The sequence below is a fragment of the Streptomyces sp. NPDC043854 genome, from assembly GCF_056436005.1.
Genome location: NZ_JBWKDK010000006.1, coordinates 257,498 through 276,732, shown reverse-complemented (window position 1 = coordinate 276,732; position 19,235 = coordinate 257,498). Strand labels below are relative to the sequence as shown.

Annotated in this window: 21 protein-coding genes; 16 read left to right on the top strand and 5 right to left on the bottom strand. The window is 70.2% G+C overall.

The features are described from left to right. Positions 1-594: 594 nt before the first annotated feature. Positions 595-1,044 (top strand): GntR family transcriptional regulator, encoded by a 450-nt coding sequence (locus tag AC068A_RS09005; RefSeq protein WP_478582772.1) that lies wholly within the window; start codon positions 595-597, stop codon positions 1,042-1,044. Positions 1,045-1,058: 14 nt separating this feature from the next. After that, positions 1,059-1,637 (top strand): HD domain-containing protein, encoded by a 579-nt coding sequence (locus AC068A_RS09000; protein ID WP_478582769.1) that lies wholly within the window; start codon positions 1,059-1,061, stop codon positions 1,635-1,637. Here AC068A_RS09000 and AC068A_RS08995 read toward each other — a convergent pair. Together AC068A_RS08995 and AC068A_RS08990 are read right to left on the bottom strand one after the other, a co-directional pair. Then, positions 1,625-2,098, bottom strand: a complete 474-nt coding sequence (locus AC068A_RS08995; protein WP_478582766.1) for an NUDIX domain-containing protein — start codon at positions 2,096-2,098, stop codon at positions 1,625-1,627. The genes AC068A_RS09000 and AC068A_RS08995 overlap by 13 nt on opposite strands. Before the next feature lie 2 nt (positions 2,099-2,100). Next, entirely contained in the window at positions 2,101-2,859 is a 759-nt protein-coding gene (locus AC068A_RS08990; protein ID WP_478582764.1) for an XRE family transcriptional regulator, read from the bottom strand. 649 nt (positions 2,860-3,508) lie between these two features. On the opposite strand from AC068A_RS08990, the gene AC068A_RS08985 reads away from it, so the two are divergent. The 10 genes from AC068A_RS08985 (at position 3,509) to AC068A_RS08940 (ending at position 9,558) form a co-directional block, all read left to right on the top strand. After that, positions 3,509-3,772 carry a DUF6284 family protein gene (locus AC068A_RS08985; protein WP_478582762.1) on the top strand — a complete coding sequence of 88 codons (264 nt, stop codon included), beginning with the start codon at positions 3,509-3,511 and terminating at the stop codon, positions 3,770-3,772. Between the two features lie 47 nt (positions 3,773-3,819). Next, on the top strand, positions 3,820-4,044 hold the full coding sequence (locus AC068A_RS08980) for a DUF6303 family protein (RefSeq protein WP_478582759.1): 225 nt from the start codon (positions 3,820-3,822) through the stop codon (positions 4,042-4,044). A gap of 59 nt (positions 4,045-4,103) precedes the next feature. Further along, a complete protein-coding gene (locus AC068A_RS08975) occupies positions 4,104-5,108 on the top strand; it encodes a hypothetical protein (RefSeq protein WP_478582813.1) in 1,005 nt (334 codons plus the stop codon). Further along, complete coding sequence (locus AC068A_RS08970; protein WP_478582757.1) at positions 5,105-5,434, top strand: RRQRL motif-containing zinc-binding protein; 330 nt, start codon at positions 5,105-5,107, stop codon at positions 5,432-5,434. Before AC068A_RS08975 ends, AC068A_RS08970 begins: the two co-directional genes overlap by 4 nt. 85 nt (positions 5,435-5,519) lie before the next feature. Next, positions 5,520-5,990: a hypothetical protein gene (locus AC068A_RS08965; RefSeq protein ID WP_478582754.1), complete on the top strand. Its 471-nt coding sequence runs from the start codon at positions 5,520-5,522 to the stop codon at positions 5,988-5,990. Continuing rightward, positions 5,990-6,625, top strand: coding sequence for a plasmid transfer protein TraA (gene traA, locus AC068A_RS08960; RefSeq protein ID WP_478582752.1), 636 nt, complete (start codon positions 5,990-5,992; stop codon positions 6,623-6,625). The genes AC068A_RS08965 and traA overlap by 1 nt, the downstream gene beginning before the upstream one ends. A 33-nt stretch (positions 6,626-6,658) precedes the next feature. Beyond that, positions 6,659-8,236 (top strand): hypothetical protein, encoded by a 1,578-nt coding sequence (locus tag AC068A_RS08955; RefSeq protein WP_478582749.1) that lies wholly within the window; start codon positions 6,659-6,661, stop codon positions 8,234-8,236. Positions 8,237-8,297: 61 nt separating this feature from the next. Continuing rightward, positions 8,298-8,705 carry a hypothetical protein gene (locus tag AC068A_RS08950; RefSeq protein ID WP_478582748.1) on the top strand — a complete coding sequence of 136 codons (408 nt, stop codon included), beginning with the start codon at positions 8,298-8,300 and terminating at the stop codon, positions 8,703-8,705. A 188-nt stretch (positions 8,706-8,893) separates the two neighbouring features. Further along, the gene (locus AC068A_RS08945; RefSeq protein WP_478582746.1) at positions 8,894-9,358 is read left to right on the top strand and encodes a hypothetical protein; all 465 of its coding nucleotides are present in this window, start codon (positions 8,894-8,896) and stop codon (positions 9,356-9,358) included. 14 nt (positions 9,359-9,372) lie between these two features. Next, a complete protein-coding gene (locus AC068A_RS08940; RefSeq protein ID WP_478582744.1) occupies positions 9,373-9,558 on the top strand; it encodes a hypothetical protein in 186 nt (61 codons plus the stop codon). A 428-nt stretch (positions 9,559-9,986) separates the two neighbouring features. On the opposite strand, the gene AC068A_RS08935 is transcribed toward AC068A_RS08940, so the two are convergent. Then, a complete protein-coding gene (locus AC068A_RS08935; RefSeq protein ID WP_478582742.1) occupies positions 9,987-10,994 on the bottom strand; it encodes an SRA domain-containing endonuclease in 1,008 nt (335 codons plus the stop codon). Positions 10,995-11,178: 184 nt separating this feature from the next. On the opposite strand from AC068A_RS08935, the gene AC068A_RS08930 reads away from it, so the two are divergent. From AC068A_RS08930 to AC068A_RS08915, 4 genes are all read left to right on the top strand, one after another. Further along, positions 11,179-12,054: a bifunctional DNA primase/polymerase gene (locus tag AC068A_RS08930; protein ID WP_478582739.1), complete on the top strand. Its 876-nt coding sequence runs from the start codon at positions 11,179-11,181 to the stop codon at positions 12,052-12,054. A gap of 937 nt (positions 12,055-12,991) precedes the next feature. Continuing rightward, a complete protein-coding gene (locus tag AC068A_RS08925) occupies positions 12,992-14,533 on the top strand; it encodes a YfjI family protein (RefSeq protein WP_478582811.1) in 1,542 nt (513 codons plus the stop codon). A gap of 328 nt (positions 14,534-14,861) precedes the next feature. Next, entirely contained in the window at positions 14,862-15,098 is a 237-nt protein-coding gene (locus tag AC068A_RS08920; protein ID WP_478582736.1) for a helix-turn-helix transcriptional regulator, read from the top strand. A gap of 69 nt (positions 15,099-15,167) precedes the next feature. Next, positions 15,168-16,445, top strand: a complete 1,278-nt coding sequence (locus tag AC068A_RS08915; RefSeq protein ID WP_478582733.1) for a tyrosine-type recombinase/integrase — start codon at positions 15,168-15,170, stop codon at positions 16,443-16,445. A 12-nt stretch (positions 16,446-16,457) separates the two neighbouring features. Here the strand turns inward: AC068A_RS08915 and AC068A_RS08910 are convergent, their stop codons facing one another. Both AC068A_RS08910 and AC068A_RS08905 read right to left on the bottom strand, forming a co-directional pair. After that, on the bottom strand, positions 16,458-17,987 hold the full coding sequence (locus AC068A_RS08910; RefSeq protein ID WP_478582731.1) for a helix-turn-helix domain-containing protein: 1,530 nt from the start codon (positions 17,985-17,987) through the stop codon (positions 16,458-16,460). Between the two features lie 285 nt (positions 17,988-18,272). Further along, complete coding sequence (locus AC068A_RS08905) at positions 18,273-19,130, bottom strand: alpha/beta fold hydrolase (protein ID WP_478582730.1); 858 nt, start codon at positions 19,128-19,130, stop codon at positions 18,273-18,275. Positions 19,131-19,235 lie beyond the last annotated feature (105 nt).

Genomic DNA, 19,235 nt, shown 5'->3' with positions numbered 1-19,235 from the left:
CTCCAGCGGCATGAAGTACGGCCAGCTGGCGCGGTGCGTTCAGCCGTAGGGCATGGCACCAGCCCTCCCATAGCAGTTACGGGACAGCCCTTAGGCGGGCGCAGATAAATTCATTCGCTACGGTGTAGGCTGCATCATCTGAATCAACCTTGACGACGCCGTCCAGGCTGCAATAAGAGGCTCCGGTGAGCCCCTCCCCAACGAGGGAACTCATCGCGGCGACGCGGTAGAATCCAGCTTCCATATTTCCAGCATGTACCGATTCGGTCGCTTGTGCATCCTGTCCGCAGGCACACCACGGGCCTGCAACCGAGCTATCGCCATCGGTCGCCGTTGGTCGCCTGTGAGTGGCCTTGCACGGAGCCGACCGCCCCAGCCACAGTGAGGTTCTCCCACCATCAGACTCGCGCTGTTTGCGAGCGCGGCTGGCGGTCTGGGTGGAGTGGGCGCTGGCCTGGGCGGCGGGCGCGCTCGCCGCGCTTTGCGCGGCGGGTGCCTTGAAGAGGCAGGGGAGCTTTCACCAGTGGTTCTCACCATGTGCTCGGTGCGGCATGCGACGCTTGCTACCACAACACGAGTGGACAAGGAGCTCAGGTGGCGGAGCAGGCCAGCCCTCGCGGGACCTTCTTGAAAATCGCTGACCGCGTGAAGGCGCAGATAGTCGCCGACGCGACCATGAGCGAGTTGCCCTCGCTAGCCGAGGTCATGGCCGAGTACGGCGTGTCCCGTGGTGTGGCGCTCCGAGCCTTCAAGGTGCTTCAGCAGGAAGGTGCTGCCGAGCCGGTACCCGGATCCCGGTGGCGCGTCGTGCGCGCCGGGGAACCAGTGGACCGTCGGCCGCTGGCTGAGAGGATCGCCGCGCTCATCACGGCTGAGGGGCTGGCGGTTGGGGCAGTGTTCCTCAGCGAAGGAGAGTTGAGCGCCCGCCTCAAAGTGTCCCGCCCGACCATCAGCAAAGCCCTGGCTCAGTTGGAGGCCGCCGGCCTGCTCACCGAAGGGGGGCAGGGCAGGCGACGCTCTGTCCGTGCCTTGCCGTCCCAGTAGGAGGACTTGAAGTCTTGACCACCACCACGCTTACGGAATGGGCCTACCCGCTCGCGGAGTCGCTGCTGGCCGACCCGCTACCGCGCCGCTGGAAGCACTCCCTCGGCGTCGCTGAGCGTGCGCGTTCCATCGCCGCAATTCTCGGCTCGGACGCCGAGTTGTTGGAGGCCGCGGCCGTCCTGCACGACATCGGCTACTCCCCCGACCTGGCCAAGACGGGATTCCATCCGCTGGACGGCGCCCGCCACCTCCGGAGCATCGGTGCCGAGGAGCGCGTCGTACGACTCGTCGCGCACCACTCCTGTGCATGGATGGAGGCCGAGGCTCGGGGGATGCGGGAAGAACTTGAGGCTGAGTTCCCGCGCGAGGAAGAGCACCTGGCAGACGCTCTCTGCTTCTGCGACATGAACACCACGCCGGACGGTACGCCGACGAACCCCGTGGACCGCGTAAACGAGATCGCCAGCCGGTATGGTCCCGACAGTCTGATCGGGAAGTTCATCCGGCGCGCTGAGCCGGAGATCCTGCTGTGCTCTGTGCGCGTGCTCACCAGGATCTCCGAGGCGAAGGCCAGCGTGGCTCAGCCGATGTAAGGCGCGTTCCGGGTTCGGTCGAGCGCGTGCTCGATGCGGAGCCGCATTGTGGAGTGGATATCGAGGTCGGCCAGGTCCGCGGGGGCAGTCCAGCGGACCTGCGTCGTCTCGTTGCTCGTACGTACTTCCCCGCCGATCGGCCTCGCGCGGAAGCAGATGCTGAACTGCTGCCGCGCCTCCCCGTCGTCGTACAGCATCACGTGACCAGGGTCGGTGTAGATGCCGGACAGGTCGACTACCTCTGCCTTGATGCCCGTCTCCTCCCAGACCTCCCGCACGACGGTGTCACTGATGGACTCGCCCACGTCGTGGCCGCCGCCAGGAAGGGCCCAACGGCCGTTGTCCGAGCGCTGGATCATCAGCACCTGTCCCGCGTCGTTCTGCACGAAGGCTACGACGGAGGGGACAACGCTGTTCGCTGGCGGTGCATCAGGGTCGTGAAGGTAGTCAATCCGTCCCATGCTCAAGCTCCTGTGAAGTCGTGTTCGGTCACCTGGCGTGCGCCTCCCCAGGTCTGTTCGATGCTATTGGCGTACGTGTCGAAGAGGCCGCCGCCGGGGAGCCGGCGGAGGTGGAGCACGGGCGCCAAGTACGCCCCGATCCCGTACACGTGGGTGTTCACAAGCATCTCGTCATCCGAGCGGAACAGAGAGTTGTACAGCGTCGCATCATGAAGCCGGATCCCGATCTCGGGGTGGCTGGCAACGAGCGGCCGATAGTTCATCAGGGCATTCCGGATCTTGCCGTCCATGATCCGATGCCCTTCGTCGATGCCGCGCTGCCGGACCGCGTCGCAAGCGGGGTCGCCGAGCAGAAGCCGCACTTGGGCGTTCTTTGACACCTTGCTCTTGAGGATCTCGTGGAACAGCGGATCTTCTGAGAGCCATAGTCCCGCATAAACGAGCACGTCAACGTGTGTGGTTGCGCGGTTGTACATCTCGCGCCAGAGCCCCGTCGGCACCATGTGGCGGTGCGGGTAGACCGTCACGATCTCGGCCTTGCTCAGGTCTGTGGACGTCTCGACTGCCCGCTCGTCGTCCCACAGGGTTGTCACGCCGACGCCGAGCTTGGCCGCCACGGCGTACTGATGACGCCTGTACGGCACCTTTCCCTGCGTGATCCAGCGTTCCACGGTCTTCGCGTTGACCTCGATGGCCTCGGCGAGTTGCTGGACGGTCAAGCCCTTCGCAAGCAGGGCGGACCGTAAGCGCTCATTGGACATCTACACCCCCCGGTGGGACGTCTTGGGAGGTCTTGACCGTAGCCAGAAGACCCCGACGTGTCCACGTGCAGGGTGCACAACGCCCCAGACCTGGCGGGATTCTGATGGTGCGCCAAGGGATCGCGGTGCGAAGGCAAGGAACTCCGCAGCCCTGCTTGACGAACCGTTGATGCGATACCTGTAATAGAGGTACTGCATCGGCTCCGCGAGGGGCTCGGAGCACAGTCCTAGCCCCTGCCTTGCCTGAAACGGAGGTCAGGGGAACGGCGCTAGTCGCCCGGAGGCCCTCGAAAGGGGCCAAAGGAAGCAACTGCTCCTTGAGAACTCAACAGAGTGCCGACCCAGCCACCTGCACAAGGGTGGTCGATGGGTGCGGGTCACCACCCCGACCGCCCATGTCGGGCCGGGTGGCCCGCCCGGTTCCGCCCTCCGGGGTGGCCGGCGAACTGATCTGACTGCGCAGAACGTTTCGCGGGCCCGCGTCGTCCGTGCTGAGTATCAGTGCTCACGGTCCCCGGCATCCGGTGATGTGGCGGAGCCGCGGCCGCTCGTGCTGATGCGAGGTCGATTCCACGAAGTGCAGCCCCCGGCGGTCGGACGCCGAGGGCTGCTGTTCGGTCCCGTTCCTGTCTGAGAGGAGCAAGACCCAATGAATTTCATCGTTGCACGTCAGAAGCCCGTTACTGCCCTGCCGCCGGACTTGGAGCCGACGAACGGGGAGCTGGACGCGATCGAGCTGGAGATGCCGCTCATCGAGGCGGAGGTCGCCCTGCTCGACGTGCAGATCATGACGCTCGACCGTGCGTCGTCCGCTCTGGATGGCCGCCGGATCCGCCGGGCGGAGAACCGGGTGCTGTCTGAGTGGCTGATCCTGGCGAACAAGGTTCGTCCGGTGCCGCCGGTGGTTGCGTGATGGCGCGGGCGCAGATGACCTGCCGGTCCGGCCGGTGGCGTCTGTATGTGGTCCAGTTCGGCCGGCCCCAGTGGCCCACGCACTGCTTCACGGGTACCGCGGTGCCCACCATCGCGGAGCGTTCACGCGCGCTGGAGGCCCTGGGGTACGTGTTCACGGGTCTCCCGGAGTGGTCGTGGGTCGAGGACGCCGAGGAGTACGGCAACCCCGACTCGCCGGTGCTCCTGATCGCCGTGGCGCACGTTGCCCCGGCCGGTGGAGGTGCATCGTGAGCGCCGGCCGGGCCCTGACCCGGCCGCAGAAGTTCGTTCTGACAGCCGCGTTCGTACCGATGCTCGCCACCGGCACGGCTGGCGGTGCGGGCACGTTCTCCAACATCAAGGGTGCCTACGGCTCCGGGACCGCGCTCGGCGCGGTCGCGGCGGGCGAGGGTGCCACCGCCGTTCTCGCCCTGGTGCTGCTGGGCCTGACCATGCTGGGCCAGGCGTCCCCGCGTGTGGTGCGGGCGGGGTTGTGGCTGCTGCCGGCCGCTGCGTCTGTCATGTCGGCGATAGCTGCGGAGGGGCCTGGCCGGACGGTGATCTACGCGGTGACGCCGATGGGCATGTGTGTGGCGGCGGAGGGCATGGCGTTCCTGGCGCGGCGGATCGTGGTCCACACCGACGGCCGGGACGCCGAGGCCGAGCACCGGGCCGCCGCGGTGGTGCGGGCGCTGGCTTTCCACCGGGCCCGCGCCGCGAACCACCCCGACGCCCGCGTCCGGAAGTCCTCCGAGCGCACGTCGTGGCGGCTGGCGCGGAAGGTCGGCGCGGGGGATGCCTCGCTCGGGTCGCGTCTGCTGGACGTGCAGCGCGAGCGGGTCACCACTGGTGCGGATGTCGCGCTGGCGGACATGTTCGCCGTGGCCGTCACACCCGAGCGTCACGCCGTCACAGCCCCCGTGACGGCTGTGCTGCCCCCCGCCCCCGAACCGCACACTGCGACCGCCGCGGCGGTGGCCGAGGCCGAGGCCGTCACGCAGCCCCGTGACGGTGAAGACACGCAGGTCAAGGCCTCACCGCCGGTGCCTGAGGTGGAGGGCGTCACGGCGGCCGTCACGCCCGTGACGCTGGACGAGGTCGCGGCCGTGGCTGGCGTACCCACGCCCCGCCCGGCCGAGCCCCTCTCGGACGCACAGCTCGTGGTCGTGCTGCGACACCTGCGGTACTCGGCCGACCCGCCGCTGTCCTACCGGCAGGCCGTCACGGCCTTCCGCGAGGCCAGGTTCGTCGGCGGCGAGCAGCGCATCCGCTCTGCCTGGGGCGCACTGATGGCCCAGGAGGAGAGCACCCCGTGAGCACCCTCCCGGTCTACCGGTGGCGCCTCGCCCCGGACGGGCTGGCCACCCGGCGGCAACTTCGTGCCGCCGGGCTCCGGCCCGGCGGGCAGGACATCGCAGCCCAGCTCGAACGCCCCCGCCGTGGACGCGGCCCGCTGGTTGCGTTCCTGTACCGCGTTGACCTCGCGCTGCCGGTCCGGCCGATGACCGCCGCCAAGCAGACGGCGCTCGCCGCCGCGAACCTGGCCCGCCGCACCTGCCCGAGCTGCGGGCGGGACGCCGGTTACGTGATCCCGGCCCGGCTGGGTGAGTGCGTGCCGTGTGCCTTTCCCGACTCCGAATAGCGCGCCGCCTGAACCTTCCAACGTCGTAAGGAGTTCTGCTGTGTCTCGCCGTACACGAACACAGGCCGCCCAGGCGGCCGCACCCATGACCGTTCACCTTCCGCGCCAGCGCCGCAGGGGACGGCAGGCGCCGCCCGTCATCGTCGTCGTCTCCGAACAGCCCACGCTGGCCTCCCGAGTCATGCTGGCGGTGGGCCGCTGGGTGTGGGGCCACCGCCGCCTCTGGGCCCCGTCCGGCATCGCCGTGGGGCTGCTGGCCGTGGCGGGCATCGTCCACGTGTTCGCGCCGTGGACCGGGCTCGTCGCCGGTGCTGCTGCTGTCGTGCCGCTGGGCCGTCTGGCCTGGCTGGCGAAGGCCCGCCCGGCCGCCCGTACGACGTGGGCGTGGCGTATCGCGCTGGCGATCGTGGCCCTTGCGGGTATCGCCTGGCTCTCCCTGGCCCTGTGGTTTGGCCCGGTGAGCGGGCTGCTGATGGGCCTGTGGGCGCTGACCACCCTCACCGTTCAGATCCTGTGGCTGACCGTCGGCCGCACCACCTTCAAGGAGCGCTCCTGATGGCCAACAACTCGTGGTTCGGTGGCATGAGCACCCAGCGCCCCGGCCAGCCGCAGGGGGGTAGCCAGCGCCGGACGGTGCCGAACAACGGCACCGCTCAGGGCGGCCGGCAGAACACCGGCGCTCAGGGCGGTACGAACCGGTCGCGGACGACGAACCGCAGCAAGACCCGCGAGTACCACTTCCACATCAACGACAACAGCGGCGGCGGCCAGCAGGGCGGCGGCCGCGGGGGCCAGAACGGGTTCACGGGCCGCGGCCGGGGCCAGGGCTCCGGCCGGGTCCACAGCCCGCTCGCCGACCCGGAGTTCTTCAGCAACGTCGACATCCGCAACTACTGCGAGGGCGGGCGCGGCCTGTTCCTGCAGCTGTCGTTCGAGCTCGCCAACGCTGCCGAGCTCCTCAACGCGGTGCTGAAGGAGGTCCCGGACCCCGAGGGCCGCCCGTTCGGCTCCCGGTCGCGGGCCCGCCGGGTCTCCAAGCGGCTGCAGAAGGCCGCGGAGGACGCCCGGGACACGGCCAAGAACCTCGCCGCGACCTACGCGGCGTTCCAGCGGGAGTTCGACCCCGAACTCGCCCCCTACCAGGCCAAGCGCCCCCGCCAGGGCGGCCGACGGTTCGACTTCGGCGCCTAACCCCACCCCCTGATCGGTTAAGGAGGTCAGTCCGTGTCCAGCACGAAATCCGAGGACCAGCAGTACGACGAGAAGCTGCGCGCCGCGCACGGCGACGGGGGCGGGGTCGGCGAGTACCTGCTGCACCGCGCGAAGCCGCACCTGCCGCCGTGGCTGTCCGGCCTCGGCGTCGGCCTGGCCTCCCTGCCCGCCCACCACTTCTGGAGCGGTCAGGCCGGTGTGACCGCCGGCCTGACCCTCGCCTCGGTCGGCCTGACCGGGCTGACCTGGTGGGCCGGGCACTCCACCACCCGCCAGCGCCGTCTGCACTCCGCCGCTACGGTCGCCGCCGCATCGTCGTGGTTCACCGCGGCCGCGATCGCCGGTCCCGCGGCCGGGCCGCTGGGAGAGCTGTACTTCATCGGCGCCCCGGCGCTGGCCCTGTCGTGGAACATCCGCCAGATCCTCCGCCGCAACCCCGACAACACCGCCAGCGGCTCCGACGGCGGATTCCTGGAGAAGGTCGGTCTGGCCAAGACACAGGTCGTCCGCTCCGAGGTCGGCCCGAACAAGGCCGCCTTCGACCTGCAGCTCCCGCGCGGGGAGCTGACCCCGGAGGACGTCTCGAAGAACATCACCCGCATCGCCGGCGCCCTGGACGTGCCCAGGAACGCCATCCGCGTCCAGGAGAACCCCGACTCCGCCTCGCGGGTCACCCTCACCGTGGTCCCGCTCGACCTGCTCAAGAACACCGTCCCCTGCCCCGGCCCGTCCGCCCCAGGAGGCTCGATTGCCGAGCCGGTCATCGTCGGGATCTACGAGGACGGCACCCCGGTGCCGATGTGGTTCCCCGGCGACCCCGCGGCCGCGCGCAACGCCATGATGCTCCTGCTCATGGGCATGACCGGCTCCGGCAAGTCCGAAGGCGGCCTGACCGCCCTCGCGGAAGTCTTCACCCGCCGGGACGTGGTGGTGTGGGCGTCCGACCCGGCCAAGGCCGACCAGACCCTGGGCCCGCTGCTGCCCGCGATCGACTGGGCCGCCCTCGACATGGCCTCCACCAAAGCCATGGTCGAAGCCCTCAAAGCAGCCATCCCCGCCCGCACCGCATGGCTGGCCAAATACGGCTACAAGCAGTGGGAACCCGCCTGCGCCGAAACCCAGGCAGACGGCTCCCCCGGCATGCCCTACCTGATCGCCTGGTTCGAAGAAGCCGCCAAACTACTCCGCGAGATCGACGAGGACGCCCTCACCGGCATCGCCCAAGAGGCCCGCTCCGCCGGCGTCTCCCTGGTCATCTCCATGCAGCGCGCCTCCGGCAACCAGGTCTCCACCGACACCCGCGCCTCCCTCGGCTCCTCCTGGTGCCACGGCGTACGCACCGAACGCGACGCACAGTTCGCCCTCGACGGCGACGTCCTCGACGCCGGCGCCGCCCCCCCACATCTGGAAGGACAAGAAGCCCGGCTACTCCTACCTCGTCGCCAACGGCATCCCCGACGACGCGTGGGCAACCCCGCTGCGGGACTACCTGACCAGCGTCGACTACCTCAGGTGGGTCGTCCTCACCTTCGCCGACACACGGGCCGCCATCGACCCCGTCACCGCTGGCGCCGCGGCCCGCGCCGTTGACCGCGTATACACAGCCCGCACCCGCTACCCGCTGCCCGGCACGGCCGAGCTGGAGCCCTACGTGGACGACACCTACGACGAAACCGACCACACCAACGACTACGACGAGGACGGCTACGTCGACGCCGAGGCCTACGAGGAGGACGAAGACGGGTTCACCGACCCCGAAGCGGAACTCCCCGAGGTCGACACCGTCATCCCGCTCGCGTCGAAGCCCGACGAGGAGACGCCGCGCGTGAAGCTCACGCGGGCTGAGGCGCGGGCCGCGATGGAAGACATCCTCGATGAGTTCGAGGAGGAGGGACGGACCCTCGTCGGTCCGGCGGACTTCATGGAGCACTGCGACCGCCACGGCCGCGGCCGCTCATGGGTCTCCGGCGAGGTCGCCGCCTTCGTCATCGCCGGCCGCCTCGCCGAGACCAACGAGGTCGGCCGCTACCGGATCATCCCCTACCGCCAGGCGGCCTGACGCGTCAGACGCGTCTGACACCCCTGACAGCAGACAGCGCCAAAAGACAGGTCATACGCGTGCGCGAGGGGCGTCAGACACCCGTCTGACGCGTCTGACACCCCTCACCTGACACACCTGACACCCACACCCGCGCGGGGCCCGAGCCACACCGACACGGGCCCCGCAGCCTGCCCCGGGAGCCCGCCATGCCGCACAACACACCGCCCGCCCCCCTCCGGTACGGGGACGCGGTCCTCCACCCGCCCGCCCTCGCCGAGCCCCGGATACTGCCCGCCGAGATACCCCCCGGCATCCAGCTCGTCACCCTCCCCGACGGCACCCGCACCCTCGCCTACACCCACCCCACCCCCACCGCACCGACCCCCACGGGCGGCGTTCCCCAGTGGGCCAAGACCACCGCGCTCCTCGCCCCGACCATCGGCGGAGGCATCGGCACGGCCGGAATCGGAATCTCCTACGCCGCCCCCGGAGTCCTCGCCCTCGCCGACGCCCTCTGGGCACTCGTCGCACTCGTGGCCGCCGGAGCGCTCGCTCCCGCCCTCCGGCACACGGCCCGAGGCCGGCACACCGGCGCCACCACCCACATCACCCAGCACGTCACCGCCACCGGCCTGTTCGGCCGGGCCACCGGCACCCTCAAACACCGCTGAAAGGACCGCCCGGCATGGCCACCGAACCGTTCAACACGCGTCTCTCCGACGCCCTCGCCCTCCTCGCCGGCATGCGGACGCTGCGCTGCCCCCACCCGGGCTGCGACGTCCGCATCCGCTACCGCCACGCGAGCGCCTCCGAGGCCGGCCGCCTTGCCGTCCTGGCCAACGACCACACCCGCCACGGCCCCAAGCGGTAGGCCCCCCGTGGGTCCGGTCCAGCATCTCGACTGGAGCGACAACCGCCACTACGACCACACCCCACGCCCTTGCCGCCTGTGCGGCAAACCCGCGCTGATGCGCTCCCACGCCGGAGAGCCCGTCCACAAGGTGTGTGCAGAGGAGTGGAACGCCGCCCAGCCTGGCGAGGCCCGCCGCTACACGCCGCCCGCAAAGGGCCGCCCACAGCGCGACGTCGGCACCTGGCGGTTCCACAATGACGGCCCGACCACGCCGGCCCTGCGGCCCCACCCTCGCGTTCACCGCCCGGGTGGCCACCACTCAGCCTGCCGCGGGCATGCCAACAAACAGCGAGCAGGGCGATCTGTTCGCCGCCTGAAGCCCGCATGCGCCAAAGGGCGGTCTAACCGGATCGTCGGCGAGGCCGCCCCTGTGGCTTCCCCCTGGCTTACTCGGCCAGGGGGAAGCCTTGGAATCCATCTTCGGTCTGGTAGACGAGGGGGATGTCCTGGGAGGCGAGGAGGGCCTTCAGGTCGTTGCTGGGCTCGCTGGGCAGGAGGACCGCAACCCGCAGCGTCGTACTTTCGGGGACGTGGCGGCGGTAGTCCGCGAGCTGTCCGATGGCCATCCGGACGTTGATCCGGGTGGCGAGCCCCTTCGCCTCGTACAAGACGTGCTGCGTGCTGTCGTACACGTCCGGGGTCAGCGCGCTGGTCTCACCGGCGATGGTGATCTGGAACGTCTTGTGCTTGTGGCCGGCCTGTTCCAGGTGCGCCTTGAACGCTTCGACCAGCATGGCTTCCCGCAGGATGACCTTGCGCGGTCCGCCGGCGACCTCTGCCGAGGTTTCGGTGACCGTGTGCTGCTGGCTGTTCTTGTCCTTAACCCCGGTCTGCTTCGGCAGGACCGCAACGGGCTTGGATTCGACCTCCACGACCTTGTCGTGCGTGGCCGGCTTCAGGTTGTCTGCCGCCGTCCACGCCGGGGTCGTCCCGGCCGCCGGCCGCAGCCGGAAGACGAGGACGTTCCGCATGTGGCCGTCGCGGCCCGGGCCCCGCCGCGTCACGTAGGGCTGGATGGGGTCCACGACCATCTGACCGATGTAGCGCTGCTGCACCGCGCTCCCGCCACCCGCAACCTGCCCGTGGGCGACGAACAGGTGTACTTCCCGGCCGTCTGCGACGTGGTTGGCCAATGACTTGTTGCGGCTCTTCAGTTCCTGATCGCCGTTCGCTCCGTAGCCGGTGTACAGGTACAGCGGGCCGTACTCGTCGTCCTCGGCCCGGCCGTCGAACGTGTAGCCGTACTCCTCGCCCGCGGACAGGTCGGAGTACACAAACACCTTCTTGGCTTCCTTCGAGGGCTCGATGCCCTGGAAGATCCCACCGCCGTAGGCCGCCGCGACCTTGTCGCGGGTCGTCAACATGCCCGGAACAAGAGCAAGGGTCGTCGTCATAGCCACGACCCTATGCACCCCCAACGACATCCCGACATCGCATTCTTCGGGATCGCGCAAGAGGGCGGCCCCCTCTCACGCCAATGAATCGGGGCCGCCCTCATCCAGCGACTTCCAGCGAACTGGAGGAATCCAGCATGACCCGTCCCACCAACGCCCGGCCAGAGGGCAAGCAGGCCGCCACATGAAACACCACCTGGCCACGGCCCTCACCCTGGCCGCCGAGGGCCTTCCGGTGCTGCCGCTGGGCCGCGACAAGCGCCCGCTCGCCAACTGCCCCACCTGCCGGAAGAACGCGTGCGGCGGCCGACCGAACATGAAGACCCCCGGCCCCTGCACCTGCCCGCGCCCCTGCCACGCTTGGGCCGCCGCCACCACCGACCCTCAGTGGATCGCCTCCGCCCAGTGGCGGGCAACGTGGGAGCGGGCCGGGGCAGTCGGCTACCACCCCGGCGGCGCCCACCTGACCGTCGTCGACCTCGACAACACCGCCGCCGTCACCTGGGCCCGCGCGCACCTGCCCGCCACACTGACCGTGACCAGCACCCGCGGGCAGCACTGGGTCTACCGCGGCGCCATGCAGTCCGCGAACGGGCTCCGGCCCGGCGTGGACATCAAGTCCCTCATGGCCTACGCCCGATGGCTCGACCACGGCACCGGCCAGATGGCCTGGCTACCGGATGCCGTCCGCGCCCTGGTGGGCAGGGAAGAGTCCACCCCGCCGCGTACGGGGGCGGGGGTGGACTCTTCGTCACCGGGCCGCGCCCGCTGGGACCGATCGGTGGCCACCGGCTGCCGCCACACCGGCCGCTACGTCCAGACCGGCCTGGAGAGCGGGCTCGCCCGGGTGGCGGCCTGTCGCGACCAGGGGGCCGGGAGCAAGGCGTACGGCGTGGCCCGCTTCCTCGCCGCCCAGCACACCGCCTGCCCCGGCCCCTGCGGCCTCGAAGCGATCGGCGAGGACATCACCACCTCCGCCGTCAGCGTCGGGGTGCCTGAGACGTACGCCCGCCGAGCCGTCGCCAACGGCCTCGCCGCAGGACTTGGGAGGGCGTTATGAACGCCCGCCCGCACGCCGCCGCTCCTGCCTGCCCGCCCGGAGGCGTGGGCGCCCTGGAGGGCGTCGCCGAAGGCGTCCTCACTCCGCTCTTCTCTCCCAACGGCTGCAGGAGGGCGACATGAGCGGGCCGGTTCGACACGTGGTGATGATGAGTGGCGGTATCGGCTCCTGGGCAACCGCGAAGCGGGTGGTGGACGAGCACGGGCCCGATGCGTGTGTCCTGCTGTTCGCAGACACCAAGGTCGAAGACCCCGACCTGTACCGGTTCCTGGACGACGCGGCGGCCAGCCTCGGCGCACCACTGGTCAAGGTCGCCGATGGCCGCACGCCGTGGGAGGTCTTCAACGACCGGCGAATCATTGGGAACTCCCGGATCGCCCCGTGCAGCCAGTACCTGAAGCAGATTCCGTGCCGGAAGTGGCTGGAGGAGAACACCGACCCGGCCCAGACCGCGGTCTACGTCGGGATCGACTGGAGCGAGACCCACCGCCTGCCGGCCATCCAGGAGGCCTACCGGCCCTGGACTGCCCTCGCCCCACTGTGCGAGCCGCCCTACCTCGACAAGGAAGACCTCCTCCGCAACGCCGCAGCACGCGGCCTTCGCCCTCCACGCCTGTACGCGCAGGGCTTCCCGCACAACAACTGCGGCGGCGCCTGCGTACGCGGCGGGCAAGCCCAATGGGCGCTGCTGCATCAGACCAACCCCGCCCGCTACGCCGCAGAAGAACGCGAGGAAGAGGCCTTACGGGCTCGCCTCGGCAAGGACGTAGCCATCCTGCGTGAGCGGATCGACGGCATTACTCGCCCGTTGCCGCTGGTCGAGCTCCGGGCCCGTATCACCGCCGGAGACACCGACCGTGATGACTGGGGCGGCTGCGGCTGCTTCACCGAACCCACACCCGACAACGAGAAGGGAGACGCTGTGAGCGGCCAGCCGCTGAGCGACGACACCGACCTGTGGGCGGGACTATCCACCCTGGAGCCGCCCGACGCGCCCCTGCGGCCCATGTGGGACGAACCCGTACCCCTCACCCCCCGAACCGACCTGCCCGCCTTCCCCGTGGGAGCGCTGCCGGACTGGCTCGGGCAGATGGCGGCCCAGGTCGCCGAGGAAACCCAGACCCCCGTGGACCTGGCCGGCTGCCTGGCCCTGGCCGCTGTCGCGACCGCGGCCGGCGGGCGGGCCGCGGTCGCGGTGCGGGGGCAGTGGCGGGAGCCGGTCAACATCTACACCGCCGTCGCCCTGCCGCCCGGCAACCGCAAGAGCGCGGTGTTCAGCCTGATGACACAGCCGCTCCTGGCCGCCGAACAGGCACTCATCGAGACCACCGCCCCCGCACGCTCCGAGGCCGCCGCAGCCGCACGCATGGCCAAGGCCGCCGCCGACAAGGCCGCGGCGAAGGCGGCGAACGCCGAGGCCGGGCTCCGCGACGCGCTGACCGCTGAGGCCGTCGCGCTGGCCGCGGCCGCCGACCAGGCCATGGTCCCGGAAGAGCCTCAGCTCGTCGCCGACGACGTCACCGCCGAGAGCCTGACCACCCTCCTCGCCCAGCAGGACGGCCGGATCAGCATCCTGTCCCCGGAAGGGGAGATTTTCGAGATCATCGCGGGCCGCTACTCCGGGATCCCGAATATGGGGATCTTCCTCAAAGGGCACGCCGGAGACCTGGCCCGGGTCAACCGGCAGGGCCGCGAGGCCCAGCACATCGAGAACCCCGCCATCACCATGGGCCTGGCCGTCCAGCCTGAAGTCCTCGACTCCATCGGGCAGATCAAGGGCGCCGACGGCCGCGGACTCCTCGCCCGCTTCCTCTACTCCAAGCCGGAATCGCTCGTCGGCCGCCGCAACCTCACCCCCGACCTCATCCACCCCGACACCGCCGCCACCTACGCCCAGCACCTCGGCTCCCTCGCCCTGACCCTGGCCACCCGCACCGAACCCCTCACGCTCACCCTGGCCCCGGAAGCGGACACGGTCCTGCTCGCCTACCAGCGCGTCACTGAATCCCGCCTCGGCAAGGGCGGCTCCCTCGCCCCGATCGTGAAATGGGCCAGCAAACGCGACGGAGCAGTCGCCCGCATCGCCGGCCTGCTCCACCTCGCCACCCACGCCGACGACGCGTGGGCCCGGCCCATCGCCGCCGAGACCATGGCCGCCGCCACCGAAATCGGCGACTACTTCACCACCCATGCCCTGGACGTCTTCGGCGCCATGGGCGCCGACCCCGCCCAGGACATCGCCCACACCGTCCTGACCCACCTCCGAGACAACCAGACCACCAACTTCACCAAACGGGACCTCTTCCGCGGCCTGCCCCGCGGCGATTTCCCCGCCATGAGCGACCTCGACCCCGCACTCGTGCTCCTCGAAGAGCACGGCTGGATCCGCCAGCAGCCCGCACCGCCCAGGACCACACGCGGCGGCCGGCCGCCCTCCCCCCGCTACGAGACCCACCCCCGCCTACCCCACGCCCGCTGAAAACCCCACACCCCCGCGACAGAACTGACAGAACCCCCGCCCAAGCCCCTGACCTGCGAAAACAGTCCCCGATCCAGCTGTGACAAAACCTCCGGAAACTCCGACAAAACCCAACGCCCGCCAGGCACACCGCCCGGCGGGCCGCTCTGACAGAACCCCCACCCGGAGGTTCTGTCAGAGTTTTCCGAGGTTTTGTCACACCCCGGAAGGCACCGAAACCGCAGGTCAGTAGCCATCTGGCGTGGTTCTGTCAGTTCTGTCATCAGGACCCGGGGTTTTTGCGTGTCCCGCAGCCAACATCACCGACTCCTCGTGCCTCGGAGGCGCTATGTCCAAAGAACGCACCCCCCGCGGCGTGTCCCTGCCCGCGCTCCCCGACCGCTTCCTCACGCCGGACGAGGTCGCCTTCCTGCTCAGGGTGCCGCTGGAGACCGTCTACCAGTGGCGCAAGAAGCGCACAGGCCCGATCGGCTTCCGCGCCGGGAAGCACGTCCGCTACCACCCTCAGGCCGTACGGGACTGGTACGCCCAGCAGATCGCCGCCGAAGACCGCCGAGCCGCCTGAACCACCACCATCACCGCCGAGGGCGGGCCCACCCGGGCCCGCCCTCTCCCATTCCCAGAAGGGTTACTCGTGGCAGGACACATCCAAGACCGCTGGTTCAAGACCGAGACTGGCCCCAACGGCAAGCCCCACCGGGTCAAGACTGACCGGCACGGCACCGGGATGCGGTACCGCGCACGCTACATCAGCGAAAACGGTGCCGAGAGGAGCAAGTCGTTCCCTGACAAGCAGAGGCGCCTCGCCGAGGCGTGGCTGACGCAGATCGCCGCCGACATGTCGCGCGGGCAGTACGTCGATCCCGCCGCGGGCAAGGTGACGTTCCAGGCCTACGCCACCACGTGGTTGGCGTCCCAGACGACCGACATGTCGACGATCGATGCGATCGACCAGCGCTTTCGGCTGCACATCTTCCCGCACGTCGGTCACCGCTCCCTGAGCGCCTTCCTGCCGGCGCACATCCGGGCGTGGGGACGCATCCTGCAGGACGCCGGACTTGCACCGTCATACCAGCGGGTCATTTTTGCCAACGTCTCGGCAGTCTTCGGCGCCGCCGTCGATGACGGCATCATCCACCGCAATCCTTGCCGTGCGGGATCGGTCCGGCCGCCCCGCCGGGATGCAAGGAAGCTCAAGCCGTGGCCGCGCGAACGGGTCCTCGCGGTCAGGGAAGCCTTGCCTGTGCCGTACCGGAAGGTCGTGGACGTTGGCGCGGGATGCGGACTGCGGCAGGGGGAAATCTTCGGACTGGCAGCGGACGAGGTCGACTTCCTCGGGGGCGTCGTCCACGTCGTGCGGCAAGTGAAGATGGTCAGGGCCCAGTTGGTGTTCGCCCCGCCGAAGGGCGGGAAGCTCCGTGACGTGCCGCTGCCCGACTCCGTGGCGTTCGCCCTGGCGGAGCACATCACCCAGCGCCCGCCGCTCAGCGTCACGTTGCCGTGGAAGACGCCGGACGGGCCGCCGGTCACGGCGCCGCTGCTCTTCTACTCGCGGGAGCGGAAGCCGGTGAACCGCAATTTCTTCAACATGGGTGTGTGGAAGCCGGCGCTGGTCACGGCCGGAGTGATCCCGCCGCGCGAGCCGGGAGAGCGGTTCGCCCGGTCCAGCGAGCATGGGATGCACGCCCTGCGGCACTTCTACGCGTCCGTTCTGTTGGACGCGGGGGAGAACGTCAAGGCCCTGTCGGAGTACCTCGGTCACGGCGACCCGGGGTTCACCCTGCGGACCTATACGCACCTCATGCCCAACAGCCAGGCACGAGCGCGAAGGGCCGTCGACGGGGTCTTCCGCGGAGGCGGAGACACCGACGACGGCCCACAGACGGCCCAGGAGGACGGAAAGGCGTCCTGACCTGCGGCTGAGTTAAATGTCGCGGAAGGTCTCGATCTGGGCGCCGACCGAGTTGAGGCGCTCGGCGAGGTCCTCGTAGCCGCGGTTGATGACGTAGACGTTGCGCAGGACGGAGGTGCCCTCCGCCGCCATCATCGCCAGCAGGACGACCACCGCCGGGCGCAGCGCCGGCGGGCACATCATCTCCGCGGCGCGCCAGCGCGTGGGGCCCTCGACCAGGACGCGGTGGGGGTCCAGCAGTTGGAGGCGGCCGCCGAGGCGGTTGAGGTCCGTGAGGTAGATCGCCCGGTTGTCGTACACCCAGTCGTGGATCAGGGTCTTGCCCTGGGCGGCGGCCGCGATGGCCGCGAAGAACGGGACGTTGTCGATGTTCAGCCCGGGGAACGGCATCGGGTGGATCTTGTCGATGGGCGCTTCGAGCTTCGACGGGCGGACCGTCAGGTCGACCAGGCGGGTACGGCCGTTGTCGGCCGGGTACTCCGGCGAGCGGTCGTGGTCCAGGCCCATCTCCTCCAGGACCGCGAGCTCGATCTCCATGAACTCGATCGGGACCCGGCGGATCGTCAGCTCCGACTCCGTGACGACGGCGGCGGCGACCAGGCTCATCGCCTCGACCGGGTCCTCGGAGGGGGAGTAGTCGACGTCGACGTCGATGTTCGGGACGCCGTGGACGGTCAGGGTCGTGGTGCCGACGCCGTCGACCCGGACGCCCAGCGCCTCCAGGAAGAAGCACAGGTCCTGGACCATGTAGTTGGAGGAGGCGTTGCGGATGACCGTGACGCCGTCGTGCCGGGCGGCGGCCAGCAGCGCGTTCTCGGTGACGGTGTCCCCGCGCTCGGTCAGCACGATCGGGCGGTCGGGGCTGACGCCGGGCTCGACCTTGGCGTGGTAGATGCCCTCGGTCGCGGTGATGTCCAGGCCGAAGCGGCGCAGGGCGATCATGTGCGGCTCGATGGTGCGGGTGCCGAGGTCGCAGCCGCCGGCGTACGGCAGGCGGAACTGGTCCATCCGGTGGAGCAGGGGGCCCAGGAACATGATGATGCTCCGGGTCCGGACGGCCGCCTGCGCGTCGATGGCGTCCATGTCGAGCTCGGCCGGCGGGACCAGCTCCAGGTCGACGCCGTCGTTGATCCAGCGGGTGCGGACGCCGATGGAGTTCAGGACCTCCAGGAGGCGGTAGACCTCCTCGATGCGGGCGACCCGGCGCAGGACCGTGCGGCCCTTGTTCAGCAGGGAGGCGCACAGCAGGGCCACGCACGCGTTCTTGCTCGTCTTGACGTCGATGGCGCCGGACAGGCGGCGGCCGCCGACGACCCGCAGGTGCATGGGGCCGGAGTAACCCAGGGAGACGATCTCGCTGTCGAGCGCTTCGCCGATGCGGGCGATCATTTCAAGGCTGATGTTCTGGTTGCCGCGCTCGATGCGGTTCACGGCGCTCTGGCTGGTGCCCAGGGCGTCCGCGAGCTGACTCTGTGTCCAGCCCCGGTGCTGCCGGGCGTCACGGATGAGCTTGCCGATGCGTACGAGGTAGTCGTCTGCCATGGGTGCACCGTATCTCAGATATGAGATGAGATACGCGTCGGGTGCGGCGTTCGGGTGTTACCGACCGTCAATTCGCCCGGCCGCGGTCGGACCGGCGCCCGCCGAGAACCGATCCGCGAACCCGGCCGACCGGGAATGAAAGGGCGTTGTGTCACCGATACGGGCAAAGAGTGACATCCCGATGCCCGTGTCCAGGCCGCGGTTGCCTGCGCGGACGACGTCGCGCAGTGCCGAACCGGCCGCCGTGTGACGGGAGATGCCGCCGCCCGGCTCTCCCGCGCGGGCTCATCCGGCCAGGAACTGCGCCACGGCCGAGGCGAAGGCGGCGGGGTCGTCGCGCCAGGGGAAGTGGCCGGCCCCGGGCCGGACGGCGAGCCGGGCGTCCTTGAAGAGGCCGGCGTACTCGGTCATCACCGGGACCGGTCCCTGGAGGTCGAGCTCCCCGGCGACGACGAGCACGGGCGGCTCGAACCGGCCGAGCGCGGCCCGCAGCGCGGCCGGGTCGTACGCGCCGTCCGCGCCGAAGGCGGCCGCCGCCTCCTGGTTCTTGCGGTCCTCGCCTTCGGCGGCGAACCGCCGGGCCGCCTCGTCCCAGCGGCCGTGGAAGAAGGGCTCGACGGCCGTCCAGTCGTCGGGTCCGGCCTGCCCCGCGACGATGCGCTCCAGCGCCGCGAAGGCGGCCGGGAACCAGGGCTCGTCGCGGCGGAGCCGCGCGGCGGCCAGCCGCTGCCCGCCCCCGATGGCGATGCCGGTGGCAGCGACGCTCGGCGTGATGAGGGCCAGCCTGCCGGTGTGCTGCGGGTGCCGGGCGGCGTACAGCGCGGCCAGGTTCGCACCGGCGCTGTGCGCGAGCAGGTCCACCCGGTCCAGGCCGAGGTGGCGGCGCAGCGCCTCGACGTCGTCGACCTGCCGGTCGCAGCGGTAGGTGGCGGGGTCCTCGGGTGCGGCCGAGGTGCCCGTACCGCGCGGGTCGAACAGGACCAGGCGGCGGTGTGCGGACAGGCCGCCGAGGTCGCCGAGGTAGGCGGAGTCCAGCATCGGCCCGCCGGGCAGGCAGACCAGGTCCGGGCCGTCGGCCGTGTCCGGTCCGGCGAGGACGCGGTAGCCGAGCGGGGTGCCGTCGTACGAGGTGAAGGTGGGCATGCCGGAGACGCTTTCAGCCCGCGCCCCGCGGGGCAACGGGGTTTCCGCGGGCATGCCGGGGGCACCCCGGGGCACCCCCGGGGGCGCCCCGGAAACAGACATGGC